Raw genomic sequence first — 17,987 nt, 5'->3', positions numbered from 1 at the left:
TGCTGGCTTTTTTATTATGCTACTCACGCCACGGCATAATGGGCACCGCGCTTATCGCATTTTTTGGTGAACCGTCGACAATTCTATCTGAATAAGTCAGGTAGATTAGGGCATTACGTTTCGGGTCGTAGAAACGAACCACTTGTAGCTTTTTAAACACTAATGAAGTCCGCTTCTGAAAAACGACCGAGCCTTCGGATTTTCTGTTCTTAATTCTATCGCTTAACTCAATCGGCCCTACTTGCTGGCAGGAAATCGCAGCATCAGAAGTGTCCTCTGCCAACCCTAATCCTCCTTTGATGCCACCGGTTTTTGCCCGACTGATATAACAAGTTACATTTTTAACATCGGGATCATCGAAAGCCTCAACCACGATTTTATGGTCAGGTCCCAGCAATTTAAATACCGTATCAACGGAACCAATTTCCTCCGCATGGGCAGTTATTGCCCCCAAAGAAAGCACGCAACCAAGGAATATCCAATTTTTTTTCATACACTTACTCCATACCGCTGAATAACGTTATCCAACGTTAAAAAATTTCGCTAATAATAAAATATTCGTTAAAAAGTCATTTTATAAATCTTAGATGCTTTTTTAACACACAATGCCAGTAAATTCTTAAGCAGTCGGGAACATAAAAAGTTGCTACTATGCGCCAGAGCTATTCTTTTCATACGACTAATACCCTAAATTTAGGCCGCTTTACGAGGAAGATCTATGGATCAAGCCAGTATCATTCGTGATTTGCTTAGCTGGCTAGAAAGTCATTTAGACCAGCCTTTAGCATTGGACAATGTCGCTGCCAAAGCAGGCTATTCAAAATGGCATTTACAGCGAATGTTCAAGGATGTCACCGGGAATGCTATCGGTGCATATATCCGCGCCAGGAGGCTATCAAAAGCCGCTGTCGCATTACGATTAACAAGCCGCCCTATTCTGGATATTGCCCTGCAATATCGTTTTGATTCGCAGCAAACTTTCACCCGAGCCTTTAAGAAACAGTTTGCGCAAACACCTGCATTGTACCGTCGGGCAGAAGATTGGTATTCAGCAGGCATATGTCCGCCGATTCGACTAGGGTCATATACCCTCCCTCAGGCTGAATTCATTACGTTACCTGAGCAACATTTGGTAGGGCTGACACAAAGCTACTCTTGTACGCTTGAGCAAATATCAACTCATCGTACTGAATTACGAGCACATTTTTGGCGGCAGTATCTGGGGGACGCAGACCATTTACCCCCCGTGCTTTATGGCTTACATCACTCTCGCCCTAATCAGGAGAAAGATGATGAGCAAGAGATTTTCTACACGACAGCCATTGAGCCACAACATGTGCCGGGTAATGTGCAGGAAGGGCAACCGGTTATCTTACAAGGTGGCGAATATGTTCAGTTTAGCTATGACGGGCCGTCAGAAGGATTGCAGGATTTCATCCTGACACTGTATGGCACGTGTTTGCCACAGTTAGAGCTAACCCGCAGATGTGGATACGATATTGAGCGATTCTTCCCTCTGGGAAGGCCGAAAGATGGGCCTCCGGCCTCGCTGAAATGTGAGTATCTCATTCCCATCCGGCGTTAACGTTGTAGCTCATCAAGTGCTGGCATATCCAAGTGAGCGGTATCGCCAGCGCTTTCAATTACCCAGCCAGAAGCCAGCCATGGGCTTTCCTGATAATCAACGCGCGATAGCGAACAGTTGCGCAACCTCAACCGCCGTTCGGCGTGAGGGGGCAAACCAAGCAACGTACTCAACAAACACCCCAGCGCCATACCATGGCTCACGAGTAACGGCTTACTGCCAGCAGGGAGCTCCAGGCAGCTATCCAGCGCTGCGCGCATCCGTTGCCCAAGTTCTGCCATCGACTCGCCACCAGGAATTCGGCCACCTTGCGTGCCATTGACCATCTGCTTGCGCCATTGTTCTTCTTCCGGCGTTAAGCTTTCAATCGGACGCGTTTCCAGCACCCCCATATTCAGTTCACGCAGGCGTGGATCCGTCACCATTTTTAGGCCACAAGCATCGGCGATAATCTTTGCCGTCTGCTGTGTACGCCCAAGGTCACTGGTAATGATATGTGTGATCCCTTGATTGCTCACCCGTTGCGCAACCAAGTGCGCCTGACGTTCGCCCACTGCGGTCAGCGGGCTGTCTGATTGGCCCTGAATCTGGCGCGATGCATTCCATACGGTTTCACCGTGGCGCACGAGAAATACCTGTAGCATGTCATTTTTCCGTTATACTGCGTGAAATAGACGCTTGCCTATCTCATAGGTTCTTAAGGATATTGAAACTCATTATGTACCATGTTGTTGCCGCAACTACCAACCCTGCAAAGATTAAGGCTATCAGCCTCGCTTTTGATGACGTTTACGGCACCGGTCAATATCGCATTGAAGGTGTGAATGTCGAAAGCGGTGTTCCCCTGCAACCGATCGGCAGCGCTGAAACACGCACAGGCGCCAGACAGCGAGTGAGCAATGCACGTCAGATGCGCCCTGAGGCAGATTTTTGGGTTGGAGTCGAAGCCGGTATTGAAGATAACATGACCTTTGCATGGATGGTAATTGAGCACTTACAATTGCGGGGAGAATCCCGTTCTGCCAGTTTGATGCTGCCCGATATTATATTGCAAGGGATTCGCCAAGGCCGTGAACTGGGCGACGAAATGGCAGATTTAACGGGGATATCGAACGTAAAACATCAAGGCGGTGCCATCGGTATTTTTACCGACGGCAAATTGACCCGTACCAGTGTCTACCATCAAGCCCTGTTGTTGGCACTGGTCCCATTTCATAATGAGATTTACCAGCACTCGGCACAGTAAGGCAATATTCAGGACGATTTGTCTGTCAGCAACTGAGCTTCGAGCCAGCTCTTCAGCTGTGGGGGGGCGGCTTTCAGGCTATTGGAGCCACGCGTGATTGTCGCAATACCTGCACCCAACTGATTCTTGAGTTCACGCTGGCTTAGTTCGCCTCGCATTAATTCCTCAATAATGCGCACCCTTGTCCCCAACGCGGTACGCTCATCAGGTGTCAGCATCAATTGCAAGAGAGGGAGATGGAGGTCTTGCGCAATGGCATCTTGCAGCAGCGCAACAAAAGTCAGCCAGTGCTGATTATCCTCAGTCGACAGATTCGGATCGGTCAATCGTAGTTTTGTCATGATATATCCCTAAAAGGAAGCTGCCATACTATTTAACTAGTACAACAGCTTATCATAACCTCAGATATAGCCAAAGAACTTGGGATTACACAATGTCGCGCCAGAATGCTCAAAGCCATTGATATTGCTGACAGGCGGCAACATCAATGTCGAAGAGGATTAATAGCGTCTTTGCCACTCGGCATCACTCAGCACCTTAGCTGGGCGATTCATAAAATGACGATAAAATGCATCATACGCCAAGACATTCTTCACATAACCCCGGGTTTCGGAGAACGGAATGCTTTCGATGAAGGCGACAGCATCCACTTGCCCACCACTGTTACCCAACCAAGTATTCACCCGCGATGGGCCTGCATTATATGCCGCGCTGGATAAAATGCGGTTGCGCCCAAACTGCTGATAGACCTCTTCCAGATAGCTGGTGCCTATCGTAATGTTGGTGATGGGGTCAAGCAACTGGCTGCTATTCACATAACCGGGGATGTTATTGAGTTTGACCGTGTGCTCCGCAGTTCGCGGCATCACTTGCATCAGACCTGCGGCCCCAACAGGAGATTGTGCTTTCGGGTTCCAGGCACTTTCCTGACGGGCAATCGCCATGGCATAACTTGGCGTTATCCCCTTGCCTTCCGTCGCCTGACGGAACTCTTTTGGCCAGGCCAGCGGGAAGCGCTCTTCCAGATGGTCCCATAACTTGGCAACAATGGTCGCCTGAACACTCAGGTCTGCCCATTTCTGATTAAATGCATAACGTGCCAGTGCTTCTTGCTCAGGTTTACTCCGGCTAGCAACCAGATAGCTCCACTCATTGCGCGCCAGATTATCCATATTCCAATACATCAACTCGCGCACACGGGCGATTTCCGGCCGCTGAGCCAGTGATGCATCAGGTTTTGTCGCCACCTCAACATTAATCGGGTAAGAAACCCCCAATTTTTGGGCGGCAACCATTGGATAGAAACCTCGCGCCTGCATCAGGCTGCGCAAGATGGCTTCACCCTCCGCTTTCTTGCCTTGTTCTAACAGCAACGAAGCACGCCAGTAGCGCCACTCATCTTTATTTTGGGCATCCGCCGGTAAACGAGCCATCCACGTTGCTAATCCTTGGCGATCACCCGTGCCCAGAGACATACGAATGCGGCGCTCCAGCAATGGCGTTGAATGGCTACGTAAAGTGACCTGATCTCGCCATTTGGCTTGGTCGTAAGTCGCGTCATTGCCCATCAGACGCCACGCGACCGCCTCTTCCAGCTCCAGCTTCTCGCTGTCACTCATTTTTTGCAGCCGCACCAAAGTTGGGATCATTGCGCGCGCATTTTCCACGTCCTGACGGGCTAGTCGAGTAAATGCAATGAGAGTGGCTGAGCGGGTAAAGTCAGTCGGCCCGACAGTACGGGCAAAACTTTCGACACTGGCTGGGTCACTTTGCAATTTCGCCAGCGCCGTCCCCATAGTCTGATAATCTGCTGGCAGTTGCTTGAGTAAATAACTGACCAAACTGGCATTACCCTCTTTAAGCGCGAGCTTCATGCGGGCCAAAGTTGCCAATGGAGTTTGATGTCCGGCCTGTTGCCAAACACTGAATAATTTATCGCAGCTACCCGGTAGCGCCTGGCCGTTGAGCCAAATTTCACTGGCACCATCCCAGGCCACTTGCTGCTCGCCAGTGGCCCACTTGGCGTAGTAATAATTACAACGGGCCGCCGCCGGTTTAGGGGCTTGCGGGCTGAACGCCAATAACCCACGCCAATCCTCGCGACGTGCCAGTTCATTAACAAAACGAGACGGCAGTGAGCTTGCTGGTGGCAATGTCGGATTCCGACTCAGAAAATCGGTCACTTGTTCCGCACTCACTTGGCTCAAATCTTGAGTTAACTGGCGGTATTCCAGATAGGGATATAGCGGATAATCACGCAACGTCGGCAGCAATTGTGCCACGGTATCCATCTGATTGCTGTCCCAAGCCAGTTTAACTTGCTGATAGCGTTGCCGTTGGGCATCAATGGAGTCAGCGAATGCCACTCCTGAAGTCGTCACCAGACACACGCCAATCGCCAGATATCGCCACTTGTCCATACTTACTGTTTCCTCACTGGTTGTTGGCTACTGCATTTCACTTGCCGCAACTTCTGATTAGCAGATGGCTAATTAGTTCCGGCAGCAGAACATACTAACTAAGAGTTTCACCCGATAGCCAGCGATTACACGCATGAATAGGCATGGATAATTAATCTGTTCGGATGATAGCTCAAACAGCTGATGATATTCAGAGCATTGGAAAATATACCCTAAACAATTCGAGGTGCAGGAAGGCGAGTCTAGAATAATTTACTAGGTAATGACTTATTATTCACTGAGTTAGTGACAATTCGCGACCAAATATTTTGACTTTATTATCTCAGATCAAGACACTATTTTGATAAAAATCTACTATCCTTGCTTAATATCACTTTGCTGTTGTAAATATATCATTCACAATCATTTTTTCGTCTTTTAATAAAAATCAAATAATTAAGGAACAGAATATTTTCACGGAAGAGTATTCACTACCCTACGCCGTTAGCCTTAACGGTAATGAGATAAAAAACGGATAGATAGATTTCAGATTTTTAATTCTTAAGAAGGTTCTTTCAATGCAAAACTCATCAAATCATAAAACTGCCTCGCCGCCGCCAGAAGGTAAAGCTTGGTATCAACTTACCGTGGAAGAATCTTTGCAGCAGCTACATAGCCGCGAAGAAGGGTTAAGCCAACAAGAAGCCGAAGAACGTCTTAAACAATATGGCCCCAATGCGCTACCGGCCAAAAAAAGTAAGCACCCACTACTGCAATTTCTTGCCCATTTTAATGACGTCCTGATTTACATTCTATTAGCCGCGGCGTTGGTCAAAGGCCTGATGGGCCATTCTGTCGACACCATTATCATTCTTTGTGTGGCCGTTATTAATGCCTTAATTGGTTATGTTCAGGAAAATAAGGCAGAGAGATCGCTGAAAAGCATTCAAAATATGCTTTCCAGCAAAGCGGTTGTTATCCGTGATGGAAATGCAAAAACCATTGATGCACAGGATTTGGTGCCGGGTGATATCGTTACATTAAAACCGGGAGATAAAATCCCAGCGGACCTGCGGTTACTCGAAGCCCATAACCTCCAGATTGAAGAAGCTATCCTGACCGGCGAATCAACCGTCGTTGAAAAGCAGATTGAAGTTATTGCAAGCGAATCAGTGATTGGTGATCGTAAAAACCTGTTGTTCTCGGGCACGACTATCAGTGCCGGTACGGCGAAAGGTGTTGTGATTGCCAGTGGCGGTGATACTGAACTGGGTCATATCAACCAGATGATGTCAGCCGTTGAAGCAACACGTACCCCTCTGCTGCAACAGATGGACCGCTTAGGCAAAGCGATTTTCATCCTGATTCTGGTGATGATGGCCTTCTTGTTCGTCTTCGCCTTTATCCTGCGCGACTTGCCAGTCAATGAACTGCTGTTGGCCTTGATTAGTTTGGCGGTAGCCTCTGTTCCTGAGGGCTTACCGGCCATTATTTCAATTATTCTCTCCTTGGGTGTGCAAGCGATGGCGCGCAACCGCGCGATTATTCGTAAGTTGCCAACAGTCGAAACCTTAGGTGCCATGACCGTCGTCTGTTCCGATAAAACCGGGACATTGACGATGAACGAAATGACTGTCAAAGCGGTGATTCTGGCCGACAATTGCTACCGGGTAACCGGTGAAAGCTACGAGCCAGTGGGTCATATCTACCCAGAAGGCAGTGACCAACAAGCTTCTCTTGAAGGGCCGTTAAAAACATTCATCACTGCGGTGAATTTATGTAATGACAGCCAGATTCAAAAGAATGATCAAGGTCATTGGACTATTGTTGGCGGCCCAACCGAGGGCGCATTAAAAGTCCTGGCAGCCAAATCAGGTATTGAGCTCGACCAAGTCACACAGCACGGTAAAATTCCTTTTGATTCTGCCTACAAATATATGGCCACCAGCCATCAAGTTGGGGCTGAGAACTGTATTTTCCTGACCGGTGCGCCAGATGTGCTGTTCACTTTCTGCCAGCAAGAACTGACGGATAAGGGAGTTATTCCTTTCCGCCGTGATTACTGGGATGCCGAGATGACGCGCTACACCAAGCAGGGCCTGCGCATGCTGGCGGCAGCTTATCGCCCAATTGAACAGGCTGTCAGCGAGTTAGAACACAGCGATATCCAGCAAGGTATGGTGTTTGTCGGTATCGCCGGCATGATGGACCCACCACGTCCTGAAGCTATCGATGCTATTGCCACCTGCCAGCAGGCGGGAATTCGCGTGAAGATGATCACCGGCGACCATCAGGAAACTGCAATGGCCATTGGCGCGATGCTGGGAATAGGTAATGGGAAAGATTCCATTACTGGTGGCCAGTTGGAGCATATGGATGATAAAGAACTGGCAGAAGCCGCCGTTCGTTATGATATTTTTGCCCGTACCAGCCCGGAACATAAACTGCGTCTGGTAAAAGCATTACAAGAGAAAGGTGAAATCGTCGGGATGACCGGTGATGGCGTTAACGATGCGCCAGCGCTGAAACAGGCAGATGTCGGCATCGCCATGGGCATCAAGGGCACTGAGGTGACGAAAGAAGCTGCCGATATGGTGCTGTCAGATGACAACTTCGCCACTATTGCCAGTGCGGTTGAAGAAGGCCGCCGTGTCTACGATAACCTGAAGAAAACTATTCTGTTTGTGTTGCCGACTAACCTAGCGCAAGGGCTGTTAATCATCTTTGCTATCTTGGTAGGGGCCGTAATTCCACTGACGCCACTGCAAATCCTCTGGATAAACATGGCAACCTCCACCACGCTTTCTTTCGGTTTGGCATTTGAACCGGCAGAAAGAGGCATCATGCGCCGCAACCCGCGCGACCCATCAAAACATGTGTTAGACGGCCATGCCATTTGGCGTATCGCATTCGTCGGTACTTTGATTGCATGCAGTGCCTTTGCCCTCGAAGCCTATATGGAACCGCGCGGCTACAGCACTGAATTTATCCGTACTGTGTTGATGCAAACGTTGGTGACCGCGCAGTGGATTTATATGTTTAACTGCCGGGTTATGGACAGATTCCCACTGAACAAAGAAGTCTTTGTGAACAAAGGCCTGTGGTTAGTTTCAGGTGTGCTGATTCTGTTGCAGTTGGCCATCATCTATCTGCCATTTATGAATACCGCTTTCGGTACTGAGCCATTACCAGCTTATTACTGGGGCGTAACACTGTTGGTTTCTATCGCCATCTTCTTGATTGTAGAAGTGGAAAAATGGGTTATCGGTCGTTTCAAACGCACATCGAATCCCGTCTGATATTGCCAATCACTACGACTCAAGCCCGGCGACTCCGCCGGGCTTTTTTTATGCATCGCAAAGATAATTTAAGATAAATCTCATATTGCCGATACCACGACTGTTAATGCGCCAATTAATTCTTATAATAGGTAAGCGGCGATTTATTATTCGACTGCTGCCATCAACATGTGAGTTATGCCGCCATCAGGAAGCGCAAAAATGAACACTGCACCTTGCGCAATCAACGGCGTCAGCGATGGAAAATATCATTATCTGCCCAAACCAATTACGTCACGGCGTATCTGGCTGCGGACTTATGCCCTCACATTATCGCTTCTCTTGATTTTATTCGCATCATTGCCCTCAATGGCGGCAAATAACTTAAGTGAAGAACTTATTCATGAACGTAGCGACGCTGCGACAAAAATGGTGCTGGGGATTATCAGTTATTCGCGTTGGCCTGTCCCACCGCCGGTGATCCGTTTATGTGTTATTGCCCCGACAAACTATGCAGAAGAACTCTTTAACCCGGCATTAATGCAAACCGCACATCCGATTAAAACGCAGCGTTATTCATTGCCCAATGCTTCGCTTGCAAGTAACTGTGACGTGGCTTATCTGGGCAGTATAGAAGAGCAACAACGGCAAGAGCTGACGGTTCAACTCTCTGGGTATCCGGTTCTCACCATTAGCGAAAATTATGACGAATGCAGCTTGGGGAGTGCGTTTTGTCTGCTGCTGGAAGATAAGCAAGCCTCTTTCAAAGTCAATATGGATGCATTAGCACGCGCCGGGGTCCGGGTTCATCCCAATGTGTTGCAACTTGCCCGTAAAAAGGCTGACGCGTTATGAGTTCAATAAAAAATAAATCTGCTGGCCAGATAAAAACGGCAAAACTCCCCACGCTTGGCCGCGTATTGGGCAAAATACATTTAACTGTGGCACTGGTATCAGTGGCAACAGCCGGTATTTTCCTAACCTTAGTTGCCCTATTTGCATTACGAGTTTACGCAGACCATAACCTGCATTTGATCGCCCGCTCGATTAGCTATACCACTGAAGCCGCTGTTGTTTTTGGTGACACTGTTGTTGCGAACGAAGCGCTTTCAATGATTGCCGCCAATGAAGAAGTCGCTGAAGCAAAGATTATGGATGTTAATGGCCGTGTCGTCGCTCAATGGACTCTGCCCAACGACGGCCCAATCCACCAGATGGAGCAAGGCCTCGCGCGCTGGGCATTACCTGAACCTGTCGTGTTGCCCATCATCCATTCGGGTAATGAAGTCGGCAAAGTCGTTATTGTCGGCCATGGCGGTGGCTTGCTGCGTTTTCTGTTGCAAGGATTAACGGGCCTCTTTGTGTGTCTGATTCTGAGTACCGCGGTGGCGTTATTCCTATCACGCCGCATGCTTCTGGGCATTATGGGTTCACTGAATCGAATTACGGAAGTCGCCCATAATGTCAGCCGCAATCGCAGTTTTGGCCAGCGTGTCCCATCAGCACAAATTGCAGAACTGAATGAGTTAAGTCGTGATTTCAATGACTTACTGGAAGAGCTTGAAGTATGGCAGGAACACCTCACGAAAGAAAATGACTCACTCGCACACCGAGCGGCCCACGACAGCCTGACCGGGCTGGCGAACCGCGCCTTCTTCGAAGGGCGTTTAAGTCGGACACTCAATGATTGCAAAACCAACGAACATGCCGCAGTTTTATTCCTCGATGGCGACCGTTTTAAAGAAATTAATGATAATTATGGCCATGCCGCGGGCGACATGGTGCTGACAACCATTGCTGATCGCATCCGCGCACTTTTGCGGGCAACTGATCTAGTTGCTCGTTTAGGGGGAGATGAGTTCGCGGTATTACTGGCACCCATTCATGACACTAATGATGTGCTGACTATTGCAGACAATATTATAGAAAGTATGACGCAACCCATAATGCTGCCTGATGGCCGAGAGATAGTCACCTCACTCAGTATTGGCGTTGCTATTTATCCTGATCACGCACAAACGCCGGATGATTTATTACAACGAGCAGATGAAGCGATGTATCAGGCAAAGAAAGGTTTCCGGCCCTGTGAGCGGGGTGTTGTTCATCAGTCGGGCTTTATTTCAGAAAATACACACACAGAAAATTTAGGGTAGATGACATGCTGGGTTTAAAAAACAATCACCAGAAAAATCCTCTTTGGATCAGCTTTTTTGCTCTTTGTTTATTGGTATTAGTGGGCTGTCAGGCCAAACCGCACCAAGGGCTGACGCCAGAACAAATTGCAGCGCTTCAGGAGCAAGGATTTAAATTAACTGACAATGGATGGGAGTTTGGCCTGGCCAATAAAGTGTTATTCAACAGTGATGTCAGGAAATTAAATGCCTCCGGTGTTCAGACTGTACAAAACATTGGCCGCGCCTTGCACAATGTGGGCATTAATCATCTGCGGGTTGATGGGCATACCGACGCCATGGGTGAAGAGGGTTACAATCAGCAATTATCTTTCCAACGGGCTTCCGCTGTTGCCGATGCTCTGGCAGGAATCGGTATTCCACGTGCCAATATTGATGTGCGCGGTCGCGGTACGCTAGAGCCGGTGGCGGATAACGGCACCTCCAAAGGCCGGGCAGAAAACCGCCGCGTGGCAATGATAGTCACCGCACCTTAGAAAGGCGGCAAACGAGCGCAGCCCGATGAGCTTATATCAATCAGTAATTCGGGTGCGAGAGAGCGGCCAACGCACCTGCGACTTGAAAGCCCCCTATCCTATACCCCATAGATTTCAAGAGGCAGGAAGGCGGCAAACGAGCGCAGCCCGATGAGCTTATATCAATCAGTGATTCGGGTGCGAGAGAGCGGCCAACGCACCTGCGACTTGAAAGATGACGGGTATAGTAAAACGGGCTACACTCCGCACCAGTACATCCTATAAAAACTGATCTAGAGAGGCTGAGGCAACGTGGCTCAATACGTCTATTCTATGCATCGTGTCGGCAAAGTAGTTCCGCCGAAACGACATATTCTGAAAAACATCTCCCTGAGTTTTTTCCCTGGGGCCAAAATTGGCGTGCTGGGTCTTAACGGCTCCGGTAAATCTACTCTGCTGCGCATTATGGCTGGCATTGATACTGACATTGAAGGCGAAGCTCGCCCGCAACCTGGTATCAAAATCGGCTATCTGCCACAGGAACCTAAACTGAATCTTGAACAAACGGTGCGCGAGTCGGTTGAAGAAGCCGTCGGCGAAGTTAAGCGCGCTCTGACTCGTTTGGATGAGGTTTATGCGCTGTATGCCGATCCTGATGCTGATTTCGATAAGTTGGCGAAAGAGCAAGGTGAGCTGGAAGCGATTATTCAATCCCATGACGGCCATAATCTGGATAACCAGTTAGAACGCGCGGCTGATGCTTTGCGCCTGCCGCCTTGGGATGCAAAAATTGCCAATTTGTCCGGTGGTGAACGCCGCCGTGTCGCCATTTGCCGCCTGCTGCTGGAAAAACCAGATATGCTGCTGCTGGATGAGCCGACCAACCACTTGGATGCTGAATCCGTGGCTTGGCTGGAGCGCTTCCTACATGATTACGAAGGCACTGTGGTCGCCATCACCCATGACCGTTACTTCCTCGATAACGTCGCAGGCTGGATTCTGGAACTCGACCGTGGCGAAGGCATTCCATGGGAAGGCAATTACTCCTCATGGCTGGAGCAGAAAGATGCGCGCCTGGCGCTGGAAGCCTCTTCTGAAGCCGCTCGTCGTAAATCTATTGAGAAAGAGCTGGAATGGGTTCGTCAGAATCCTAAAGGCCGTCAGGCGAAAGGTAAAGCACGTCTGGCTCGCTTTGAAGAGCTTAACAGCGTTGAATACCAAAAACGTAATGAAACCAGTGAGTTGTTCATTCCACCTGGCCCACGTTTAGGTGACAAAGTGCTGGAAGTTGAGCATCTGAGCAAGTCTTATGGCGATCGCGTTCTGATTGATGATTTAACTTTCTCACTGCCTAAAGGTGCAATTGTCGGGATTATCGGGCCGAACGGCGCAGGTAAATCAACACTGTTCCGCATGTTATCAGGCCAAGAGCAGCCGGATTCCGGTACGATTTCACTGGGTGATACCGTGCTATTGGCATCGGTTGATCAGTTCCGCGACAACATGGACAACAGTAAAACCGTTTGGGAAGAAGTCTCTGGCGGCCAAGACATCATGAAGATCGGTAACTTTGAGATTCCAAGCCGCGCCTATGTTGGCCGCTTTAACTTTAAAGGTATTGATCAGGGTAAACGCGTCGGTGAGTTGTCCGGTGGTGAGCGCGGCCGTATTCATCTGGCCAAGTTGCTACAGGTGGGCGGTAACATGTTACTGCTCGATGAACCGACCAACGACTTAGACATCGAAACCTTGCGCGCGCTGGAAAACGCCTTACTGGAATTCCCTGGTTGTGCCATGGTTATTTCCCATGACCGTTGGTTCCTTGACCGAATTGCCACCCATATCATTGATTATCAAGATGAAGGTAAAGTGGAATTCTTCGAAGGTAACTTTACTGAATACGAAGAGTGGAAGAAACGCACTCTGGGTGCCGAAGCACTGGAACCGCACCGTATCAAGTATAAAAAAATGACCAAGTAGTTTTTGCGTTTTATCTAGACTAAGGGCCTGCAATTGCAGGCCTTTTTAATCCTAAACCGGCGCGTCATTCAGGGCATTTCCAGCCCCTGGACATAATCTTCAAATACCGGGTGCCCAATCACCACATCAATAAAGCAACTGAGTGCCGGAGAGTTCAGCTTGCGGCTCGGATAGACCAAATACAGCTCATTCCCCTCGGCTTGCCATTGTGGCAATACTTCAATCAACTGGCGGCTTGCCACCACCTCACGACTTAAGAATGCGGGCAGCAATGTAACGCCTGCGCCACTCAGCGCACACTCTCGGGCATATAACAGATTATCAGTAACATGCAGCGCGGGAACCTGCCAACGATAGAATTCATCTTCACGGCGTAAAATCAGTGCCTGCCAGGCACGGTGGGCAATGCAGCGATGAGTATCCAGTTGGCGTGGATGCAGCAATGGCGGGTGCTGTGCCAAATAAGCAGGGGAAGCCAATAGATAGCGCGGCGCATATCCCAACCGTCGGCCAATCAATGACGAATCCTGCGGTTTGCCGGTGCGCAGCGCCACATCAAAGCCCTCCTCGACCAAATCCACCATAGTATCCGACACTAAAACCTCCAGCAGAACATCGGGGTATTGTCGCTGAAAATCTGTCGTTAACTGCGCTAATAATGTTGCGCCCAGCCCAGCCGGTGTCGAAATGCGCAAACGGCCGCTCGGGTTGTCCTTCAGGCGTTGCAGCGCCAAGTCCGCGCGTTCGGCAGCTTGCAACATCTCCTGACAATGCACCAGATAGCGCTCACCAGCAAAAGTCAGATTCAACTGCCGAGTGGTTCTGTTGAGTAACCGAATTCCCAAATTTTTCTCTAACTGGCTTATCCGCTGACTGACACTCGATTTAGGCAAACCCGCTATTTTGGCGGCCCGGGTGAAGCTGCCGCATTCAGCAACCCGTGCGAACAGCGCCATATCCTGAAGTTGCTTAAACATGATTGTTTGCCTTAGACGAACACTGCGTTAGTGATTGTCCATCTTATCACTCCGCTCGGATAGGTCTAGACTGAACAGATAAACTCAACAGGAGCAGGAACATCACCATGTCAATTCAAGCTATTGCGGTAAACCCACAACAACCCGCTGATTTTATTGAAATCACCTTAGATTCCCTTGCACCCGGCCCATTTGATTTGCTAGTTGAGGTTAAAGCCGCATCCATCAATCCGGTTGATACCAAAGTGCATGGCGGTCTGAAAAAGAATGGTCTGCAACAGCCGCGTATTCTCGGTTGGGATGCCGCGGGAGTGGTGGTCAGTGTCGGTGAAAACGTTACCGGCTTTCGCGCCGGTGATGAGGTTTGGTATGCCGGTGATATCACTCGCCCCGGCAGCAACGCCACCCAACAGTTGGTTGATGCGCGCATTGCCGCCCAAAAACCGCGCTCACTTAACTGGGCGCAGGCCGCCGCCCTGCCATTAACCGCGATCACCGCGTGGGAAGCCCTGTTCGAACACCTGAAAATTCAACACGCTAGCGCGGATCAAAACCTGCTTATCATCGGTGGGGCCGGTGGTGTGGGGTCATTAGCAATTCCGCTGGCCGCATTGCGTAGCCCAGTCAAAGTGATTGCGACCGCATCACGCCCAGAGTCAGCAGCTTGGTGTCGTGAGCGCGGCGCTGACCTGACGGTGGATTATCGTGACTTGAAAGCGCAGTTAGCAAAAGAAGGTATTGAAAAAGTTGATTATATTCTTTGCCTGAATGATACCGACGGCCACTGGCCCGCCATCAGTGAATTGATCGCGCCGCTGGGACAAATCTGCACTATCGTGGAAAACGAAAAACCGCTGGATCAGAATCAGTTGAAACTGAAAAGTGCGGCCCTGCATTGGGAATTTATGTTCACTCGCAGCATGTTCTCCACACCGGATATCGCCCAGCAAGGCGAAATTTTAAAACAGGTGAGCCAGTTGGTCGACGAAGGAAAACTGCCCGGCACACTGAGTGAAACACTGCATGGCCTGACGATTGAAAATCTGAAAGCTGCCCACGCGAAAGTCGCAGATGGGCATATGCAGGGCAAAATAGTGATTGCTTACTAAACTAGCATTCCCGTTCTTCACTTAATACTGATGGGCGGGCAAGTCTTTGTAGGTCGGCGGCTAATAACTGTTGAACCAGTTCGACACAGCGCAGGAAGCGCTCGTCATAGTCCGCCGGCTCCACATGAACATATTCTATATTATTGCTGCGCAACATCTGCTCAAGTAAGGTCTGGAAAGATTTGCGGTCACGGTCACTGCCCAAGCTACGCAAGCCATCAGCCACCCACGGCGTATTGTTCTCCAGCAAAATAACCAGATCAAAGCGGTACTCATCAATCAGGGCTTGAACAAACGGGTGCTCCCGCCCTTCATATTTCTTACAAAATGCTTGCGTCGTCACAAAGTCGGTATCAATAAATGCCACTTTATTGGCATATTTTACTGCAAAATCAACATACTGCGCTTGCCCGAGTGCAATTTTGTCGTAATCGGAATATTGCAGCGCCATCTCGTCACCGCCCAAGTGAGAGAAAACATAGTCCCGGCCATACTCCCACGCACTGGTGGTATTGAAAATATTGGCTAACTTATTGACTAAAGTCGACTTTCCACTGGATTCCCCCCCCAGTATCGCCACTGTGCGCACAAAAAAGGGCTTCACTTCTGTCGGGATATAATCCCAGTAACGGAAAGGATCACGGCGAATCTGGCGACCACTGATATTCATAAAGGAGCGTTCGGGGTCAATCAAAATGGTTTCGATACCAAATTGTTCACGATAATGCGGTGCATCCTGGCTTTCACTGGAATAAATAAAACTGGGGACAATCCCTTTTTCCGCCATGAATTTTTTGACGCCATGACTCCAAACATTCCAGCCATGAGGATAAGGCTCAATTCCATGCTCATCAAATGAATGAATATGGATATTTTTCTGATACTTGAAGGTTTGTAATAGCCAGCGCAGGCGGTCGCTGACGGTGGGTTGCTGTGACATAGAACTGTTCTCGAACAACTCGCGATCGCGCGGTTCGTCGAAACAGAGAATGATATGCAGCTCATCAACCTGGCTACAGGCGCGCTGGATAAGATAGATATGGCCGGTATGCAGTGGGTAAAATTTACCAAACACCACGCCGACCTTTTTCTCACGGCGAGGAAACTCTAGCTCGAGGTAACGGTGCAAGGCCTCTAGCTTTTGTGCACTGGGGCTTTTGATTTTGTCATTGAGTAACTGGCTTAAATACCCTTTGGTCATGCCGCTGGCATCGGCCACCTGCTGTAAAGTACAGCCTTTTTGCTTAATTGCTGTTTTGAGATAGTCGAACTGCAGCATACCGCCTCCTTGTTTAGCGCACTAAACAAAAATAACACAGTATGCTGCACGATTAACACGACTAAATGAAGTGCTACAGATCTTCCAGCACCGCCAGTGCATCGGCCAGCTTTTTCACACCGAAAACCTGCATATTGGGCAACGGTTTCTTCGGCATATTGGCATAAGGGACGATAGCGCGTTTAAATCCATGCTTGGCCGCCTCAGAAATACGTTCCTGACCACTGGGTACTGGCCGAATCTCTCCCGCCAACCCGACCTCGCCAAATACCACTAAGTCCTGTGGCAATGGGCGGTCGCGTAGACTGGAGACCAGCGACATCAGCAATGCCAGGTCGGCACTGGTTTCCGTCACTTTTACGCCCCCCACCACATTGACAAATACGTCTTGGTCAGACATCTGCAACCCGCCGTGACGATGTAATACGGCCAGCAAGATTGCCAGCCGGTTTTGCTCAAGCCCGACGGCCACCCGGCGCGGGTTCGACATCATCGAATGGTCTACAAGCGCCTGAATTTCCACCAACAATGGGCGCGTTCCTTCCCACACCACCATCACTGAACTGCCTGACGTCACCTCATCACCACGACTCAGGAAAATCGCCGACGGGTTACTGACCTCGCGCAGACCTTGCTCGGTCATAGCGAATACACCTAACTCATTGACGGCACCAAAGCGGTTTTTGTGGCTACGTAAAGTGCGGAACCGCGAGTCACCATCACCATCGAGCATCACCGAGCAGTCAATGCAGTGTTCCAATACTTTCGGCCCAGCCAGCGAGCCATCTTTGGTCACATGGCCCACCATCACAATGGCGACACCACGGGTTTTGGCAAAACGGGTAAGATAAGCGGCGGTTTCACGAACTTGCGCCACACTGCCCGGTGATGACTGGATATCCGCCATATGCATCACCTGGATTGAGTCAATCACCATCAGCCGGGGTTTTTCTTGCTCGGCAATCAGGCAAATTTGCTCAATACTGGTCTCAGACAGCATGTTCAGGCCCGCCGTGGGTAAGCCCAGACGATGCGCGCGCATCGCGACCTGTTGCAGTGACTCCTCGCCGGTGACATACAGGGTTTTCATGTTTTCGGACAGCTTGCAGAGCGTTTGCAACAACAGGGTACTTTTCCCCGCTCCAGGGTTACCGCCAATCAGAATGGCACTCCCCGGCACCACTCCGCCGCCCAATACCCGGTCAAACTCAAGAAAACCGGTTGAAAAGCGTGGCAATTCTTCGAGACTGATATCGGATAATTTCTGCACCCGGCTGACACCAGCATCACCGGCATAGCCGCCAAAACGCTCATTACGGGTCGAGGATGTTGCTGCCGCCAGCCGAATTTCAGTAATCGTATTCCACGCGTTGCAGGCGCTGCATTGCCCCTGCCAACGCGGATAATCAGCGCCACATTCATTACAAACGAATGCCCGTTTTGGTGCTTTAGCCACTTTTCACCTCAATTTAGTTGGCATACCAGCC

The 17,987-nt window shown here is 49.7% G+C and carries 15 protein-coding genes; 8 read left to right on the top strand and 7 right to left on the bottom strand.

Annotated elements, in window-relative coordinates; translation table 11 throughout:
* Nucleotides 1-19 precede the first annotated feature (19 nt).
* Nucleotides 20-493 carry a protein CreA gene (creA, locus tag F0T03_RS03530; RefSeq protein WP_145556179.1) on the bottom strand — a complete coding sequence of 158 codons (474 nt, stop codon included), beginning with the start codon at nucleotides 491-493 and terminating at the stop codon, nucleotides 20-22.
* Nucleotides 494-718: 225 nt separating this feature from the next.
* Between creA and robA the strand changes: the two genes are divergently transcribed.
* The gene (gene robA / locus F0T03_RS03525) at nucleotides 719-1,585 is read left to right on the top strand and encodes an MDR efflux pump AcrAB transcriptional activator RobA (RefSeq protein ID WP_145556180.1); all 867 of its coding nucleotides are present in this window, start codon (nucleotides 719-721) and stop codon (nucleotides 1,583-1,585) included.
* On the opposite strand, the gene gpmB is transcribed toward robA, so the two are convergent.
* On the bottom strand, nucleotides 1,582-2,229 hold the full coding sequence (gene gpmB, locus F0T03_RS03520; protein ID WP_145556181.1) for a 2,3-diphosphoglycerate-dependent phosphoglycerate mutase GpmB: 648 nt from the start codon (nucleotides 2,227-2,229) through the stop codon (nucleotides 1,582-1,584). The genes robA and gpmB overlap by 4 nt on opposite strands.
* Nucleotides 2,230-2,303: 74 nt before the next feature.
* Here gpmB and yjjX point away from each other — a divergent pair, with 74 nt between their 5' ends.
* Nucleotides 2,304-2,831, top strand: coding sequence for an inosine/xanthosine triphosphatase (gene yjjX, locus F0T03_RS03515; RefSeq protein WP_145556182.1), 528 nt, complete (start codon nucleotides 2,304-2,306; stop codon nucleotides 2,829-2,831).
* Nucleotides 2,832-2,839: 8 nt separating this feature from the next.
* Here the strand turns inward: yjjX and trpR are convergent, their stop codons facing one another.
* Complete coding sequence (trpR, locus tag F0T03_RS03510; protein ID WP_145556183.1) at nucleotides 2,840-3,172, bottom strand: trp operon repressor; 333 nt, start codon at nucleotides 3,170-3,172, stop codon at nucleotides 2,840-2,842.
* A gap of 159 nt (nucleotides 3,173-3,331) precedes the next feature.
* The gene (gene sltY, locus F0T03_RS03505; protein WP_159677240.1) at nucleotides 3,332-5,251 is read right to left on the bottom strand and encodes a murein transglycosylase; all 1,920 of its coding nucleotides are present in this window, start codon (nucleotides 5,249-5,251) and stop codon (nucleotides 3,332-3,334) included.
* A gap of 557 nt (nucleotides 5,252-5,808) precedes the next feature.
* Between sltY and F0T03_RS03500 the strand changes: the two genes are divergently transcribed.
* From F0T03_RS03500 to ettA, 5 genes are all read left to right on the top strand, one after another.
* Nucleotides 5,809-8,529: a cation-transporting P-type ATPase gene (locus F0T03_RS03500; protein ID WP_145556185.1), complete on the top strand. Its 2,721-nt coding sequence runs from the start codon at nucleotides 5,809-5,811 to the stop codon at nucleotides 8,527-8,529.
* Nucleotides 8,530-8,730: 201 nt separating this feature from the next.
* Nucleotides 8,731-9,363, top strand: a complete 633-nt coding sequence (gene yfiR, locus F0T03_RS03495; RefSeq protein WP_159677239.1) for a regulatory sequestration protein YfiR — start codon at nucleotides 8,731-8,733, stop codon at nucleotides 9,361-9,363.
* Entirely contained in the window at nucleotides 9,360-10,661 is a 1,302-nt protein-coding gene (dgcN, locus tag F0T03_RS03490; protein ID WP_162526864.1) for a diguanylate cyclase DgcN/YfiN, read from the top strand. Before yfiR ends, dgcN begins: the two co-directional genes overlap by 4 nt.
* Before the next feature lie 5 nt (nucleotides 10,662-10,666).
* Complete coding sequence (gene yfiB, locus F0T03_RS03485) at nucleotides 10,667-11,176, top strand: outer membrane lipoprotein YfiB (protein ID WP_145556187.1); 510 nt, start codon at nucleotides 10,667-10,669, stop codon at nucleotides 11,174-11,176.
* A 291-nt stretch (nucleotides 11,177-11,467) separates the two neighbouring features.
* A complete protein-coding gene (gene ettA / locus F0T03_RS03480) occupies nucleotides 11,468-13,135 on the top strand; it encodes an energy-dependent translational throttle protein EttA (RefSeq protein ID WP_145556188.1) in 1,668 nt (555 codons plus the stop codon).
* A gap of 68 nt (nucleotides 13,136-13,203) precedes the next feature.
* Here ettA and F0T03_RS03475 read toward each other — a convergent pair whose 3' ends face one another.
* Nucleotides 13,204-14,112, bottom strand: a complete 909-nt coding sequence (locus F0T03_RS03475; RefSeq protein WP_159677238.1) for a LysR family transcriptional regulator — start codon at nucleotides 14,110-14,112, stop codon at nucleotides 13,204-13,206.
* A gap of 107 nt (nucleotides 14,113-14,219) precedes the next feature.
* Here F0T03_RS03475 and F0T03_RS03470 point away from each other — a divergent pair, with 107 nt between their 5' ends.
* Nucleotides 14,220-15,221 (top strand): zinc-binding alcohol dehydrogenase family protein, encoded by a 1,002-nt coding sequence (locus tag F0T03_RS03470; protein WP_145556190.1) that lies wholly within the window; start codon nucleotides 14,220-14,222, stop codon nucleotides 15,219-15,221.
* Nucleotide 15,222: 1 nt separating this feature from the next.
* Here F0T03_RS03470 and nadR read toward each other — a convergent pair whose 3' ends face one another.
* Together nadR and radA are read right to left on the bottom strand one after the other, a co-directional pair.
* A complete protein-coding gene (gene nadR / locus F0T03_RS03465; RefSeq protein WP_145556191.1) occupies nucleotides 15,223-16,500 on the bottom strand; it encodes a multifunctional transcriptional regulator/nicotinamide-nucleotide adenylyltransferase/ribosylnicotinamide kinase NadR in 1,278 nt (425 codons plus the stop codon).
* Nucleotides 16,501-16,573: 73 nt separating this feature from the next.
* Complete coding sequence (gene radA, locus F0T03_RS03460; RefSeq protein WP_145556192.1) at nucleotides 16,574-17,956, bottom strand: DNA repair protein RadA; 1,383 nt, start codon at nucleotides 17,954-17,956, stop codon at nucleotides 16,574-16,576.
* Between the last annotated feature and the right edge of the window lie 31 nt (nucleotides 17,957-17,987).

Origin of the sequence: Yersinia canariae, from assembly GCF_009831415.1 — a bacterium.
GTDB lineage: Bacteria > Pseudomonadota > Gammaproteobacteria > Enterobacterales > Enterobacteriaceae > Yersinia > Yersinia canariae.
The sequence above is the reverse complement of the archived record's forward strand: the minus strand, read 5'-3'. Positions and strand labels throughout refer to the sequence as shown.

What these genes read in the sequence shown, in the direction of transcription:
- nadR (WP_145556191.1), bottom strand. Translation starts at nt 16,500, where the DNA reads ATGCTGCAGTTCGACTATCTCAAAACAGCAATTAAGCAAAAAGGCTGT.
- sltY (WP_159677240.1), bottom strand. Translation starts at nt 5,251, where the DNA reads ATGGACAAGTGGCGATATCTGGCGATTGGCGTGTGTCTGGTGACGACT.
- dgcN (WP_162526864.1), top strand. Translation starts at nt 9,360, where the DNA reads ATGAGTTCAATAAAAAATAAATCTGCTGGCCAGATAAAAACGGCAAAA.
- F0T03_RS03470 (WP_145556190.1), top strand. Translation starts at nt 14,220, where the DNA reads ATGTCAATTCAAGCTATTGCGGTAAACCCACAACAACCCGCTGATTTT.
- yjjX (WP_145556182.1), top strand. Translation starts at nt 2,304, where the DNA reads ATGTACCATGTTGTTGCCGCAACTACCAACCCTGCAAAGATTAAGGCT.
- gpmB (WP_145556181.1), bottom strand. Translation starts at nt 2,229, where the DNA reads ATGCTACAGGTATTTCTCGTGCGCCACGGTGAAACCGTATGGAATGCA.
- F0T03_RS03475 (WP_159677238.1), bottom strand. Translation starts at nt 14,112, where the DNA reads ATGTTTAAGCAACTTCAGGATATGGCGCTGTTCGCACGGGTTGCTGAA.
- yfiR (WP_159677239.1), top strand. Translation starts at nt 8,731, where the DNA reads ATGAACACTGCACCTTGCGCAATCAACGGCGTCAGCGATGGAAAATAT.
- robA (WP_145556180.1), top strand. Translation starts at nt 719, where the DNA reads ATGGATCAAGCCAGTATCATTCGTGATTTGCTTAGCTGGCTAGAAAGT.
- yfiB (WP_145556187.1), top strand. Translation starts at nt 10,667, where the DNA reads ATGCTGGGTTTAAAAAACAATCACCAGAAAAATCCTCTTTGGATCAGC.
- F0T03_RS03500 (WP_145556185.1), top strand. Translation starts at nt 5,809, where the DNA reads ATGCAAAACTCATCAAATCATAAAACTGCCTCGCCGCCGCCAGAAGGT.
- creA (WP_145556179.1), bottom strand. Translation starts at nt 493, where the DNA reads ATGAAAAAAAATTGGATATTCCTTGGTTGCGTGCTTTCTTTGGGGGCA.
- trpR (WP_145556183.1), bottom strand. Translation starts at nt 3,172, where the DNA reads ATGACAAAACTACGATTGACCGATCCGAATCTGTCGACTGAGGATAAT.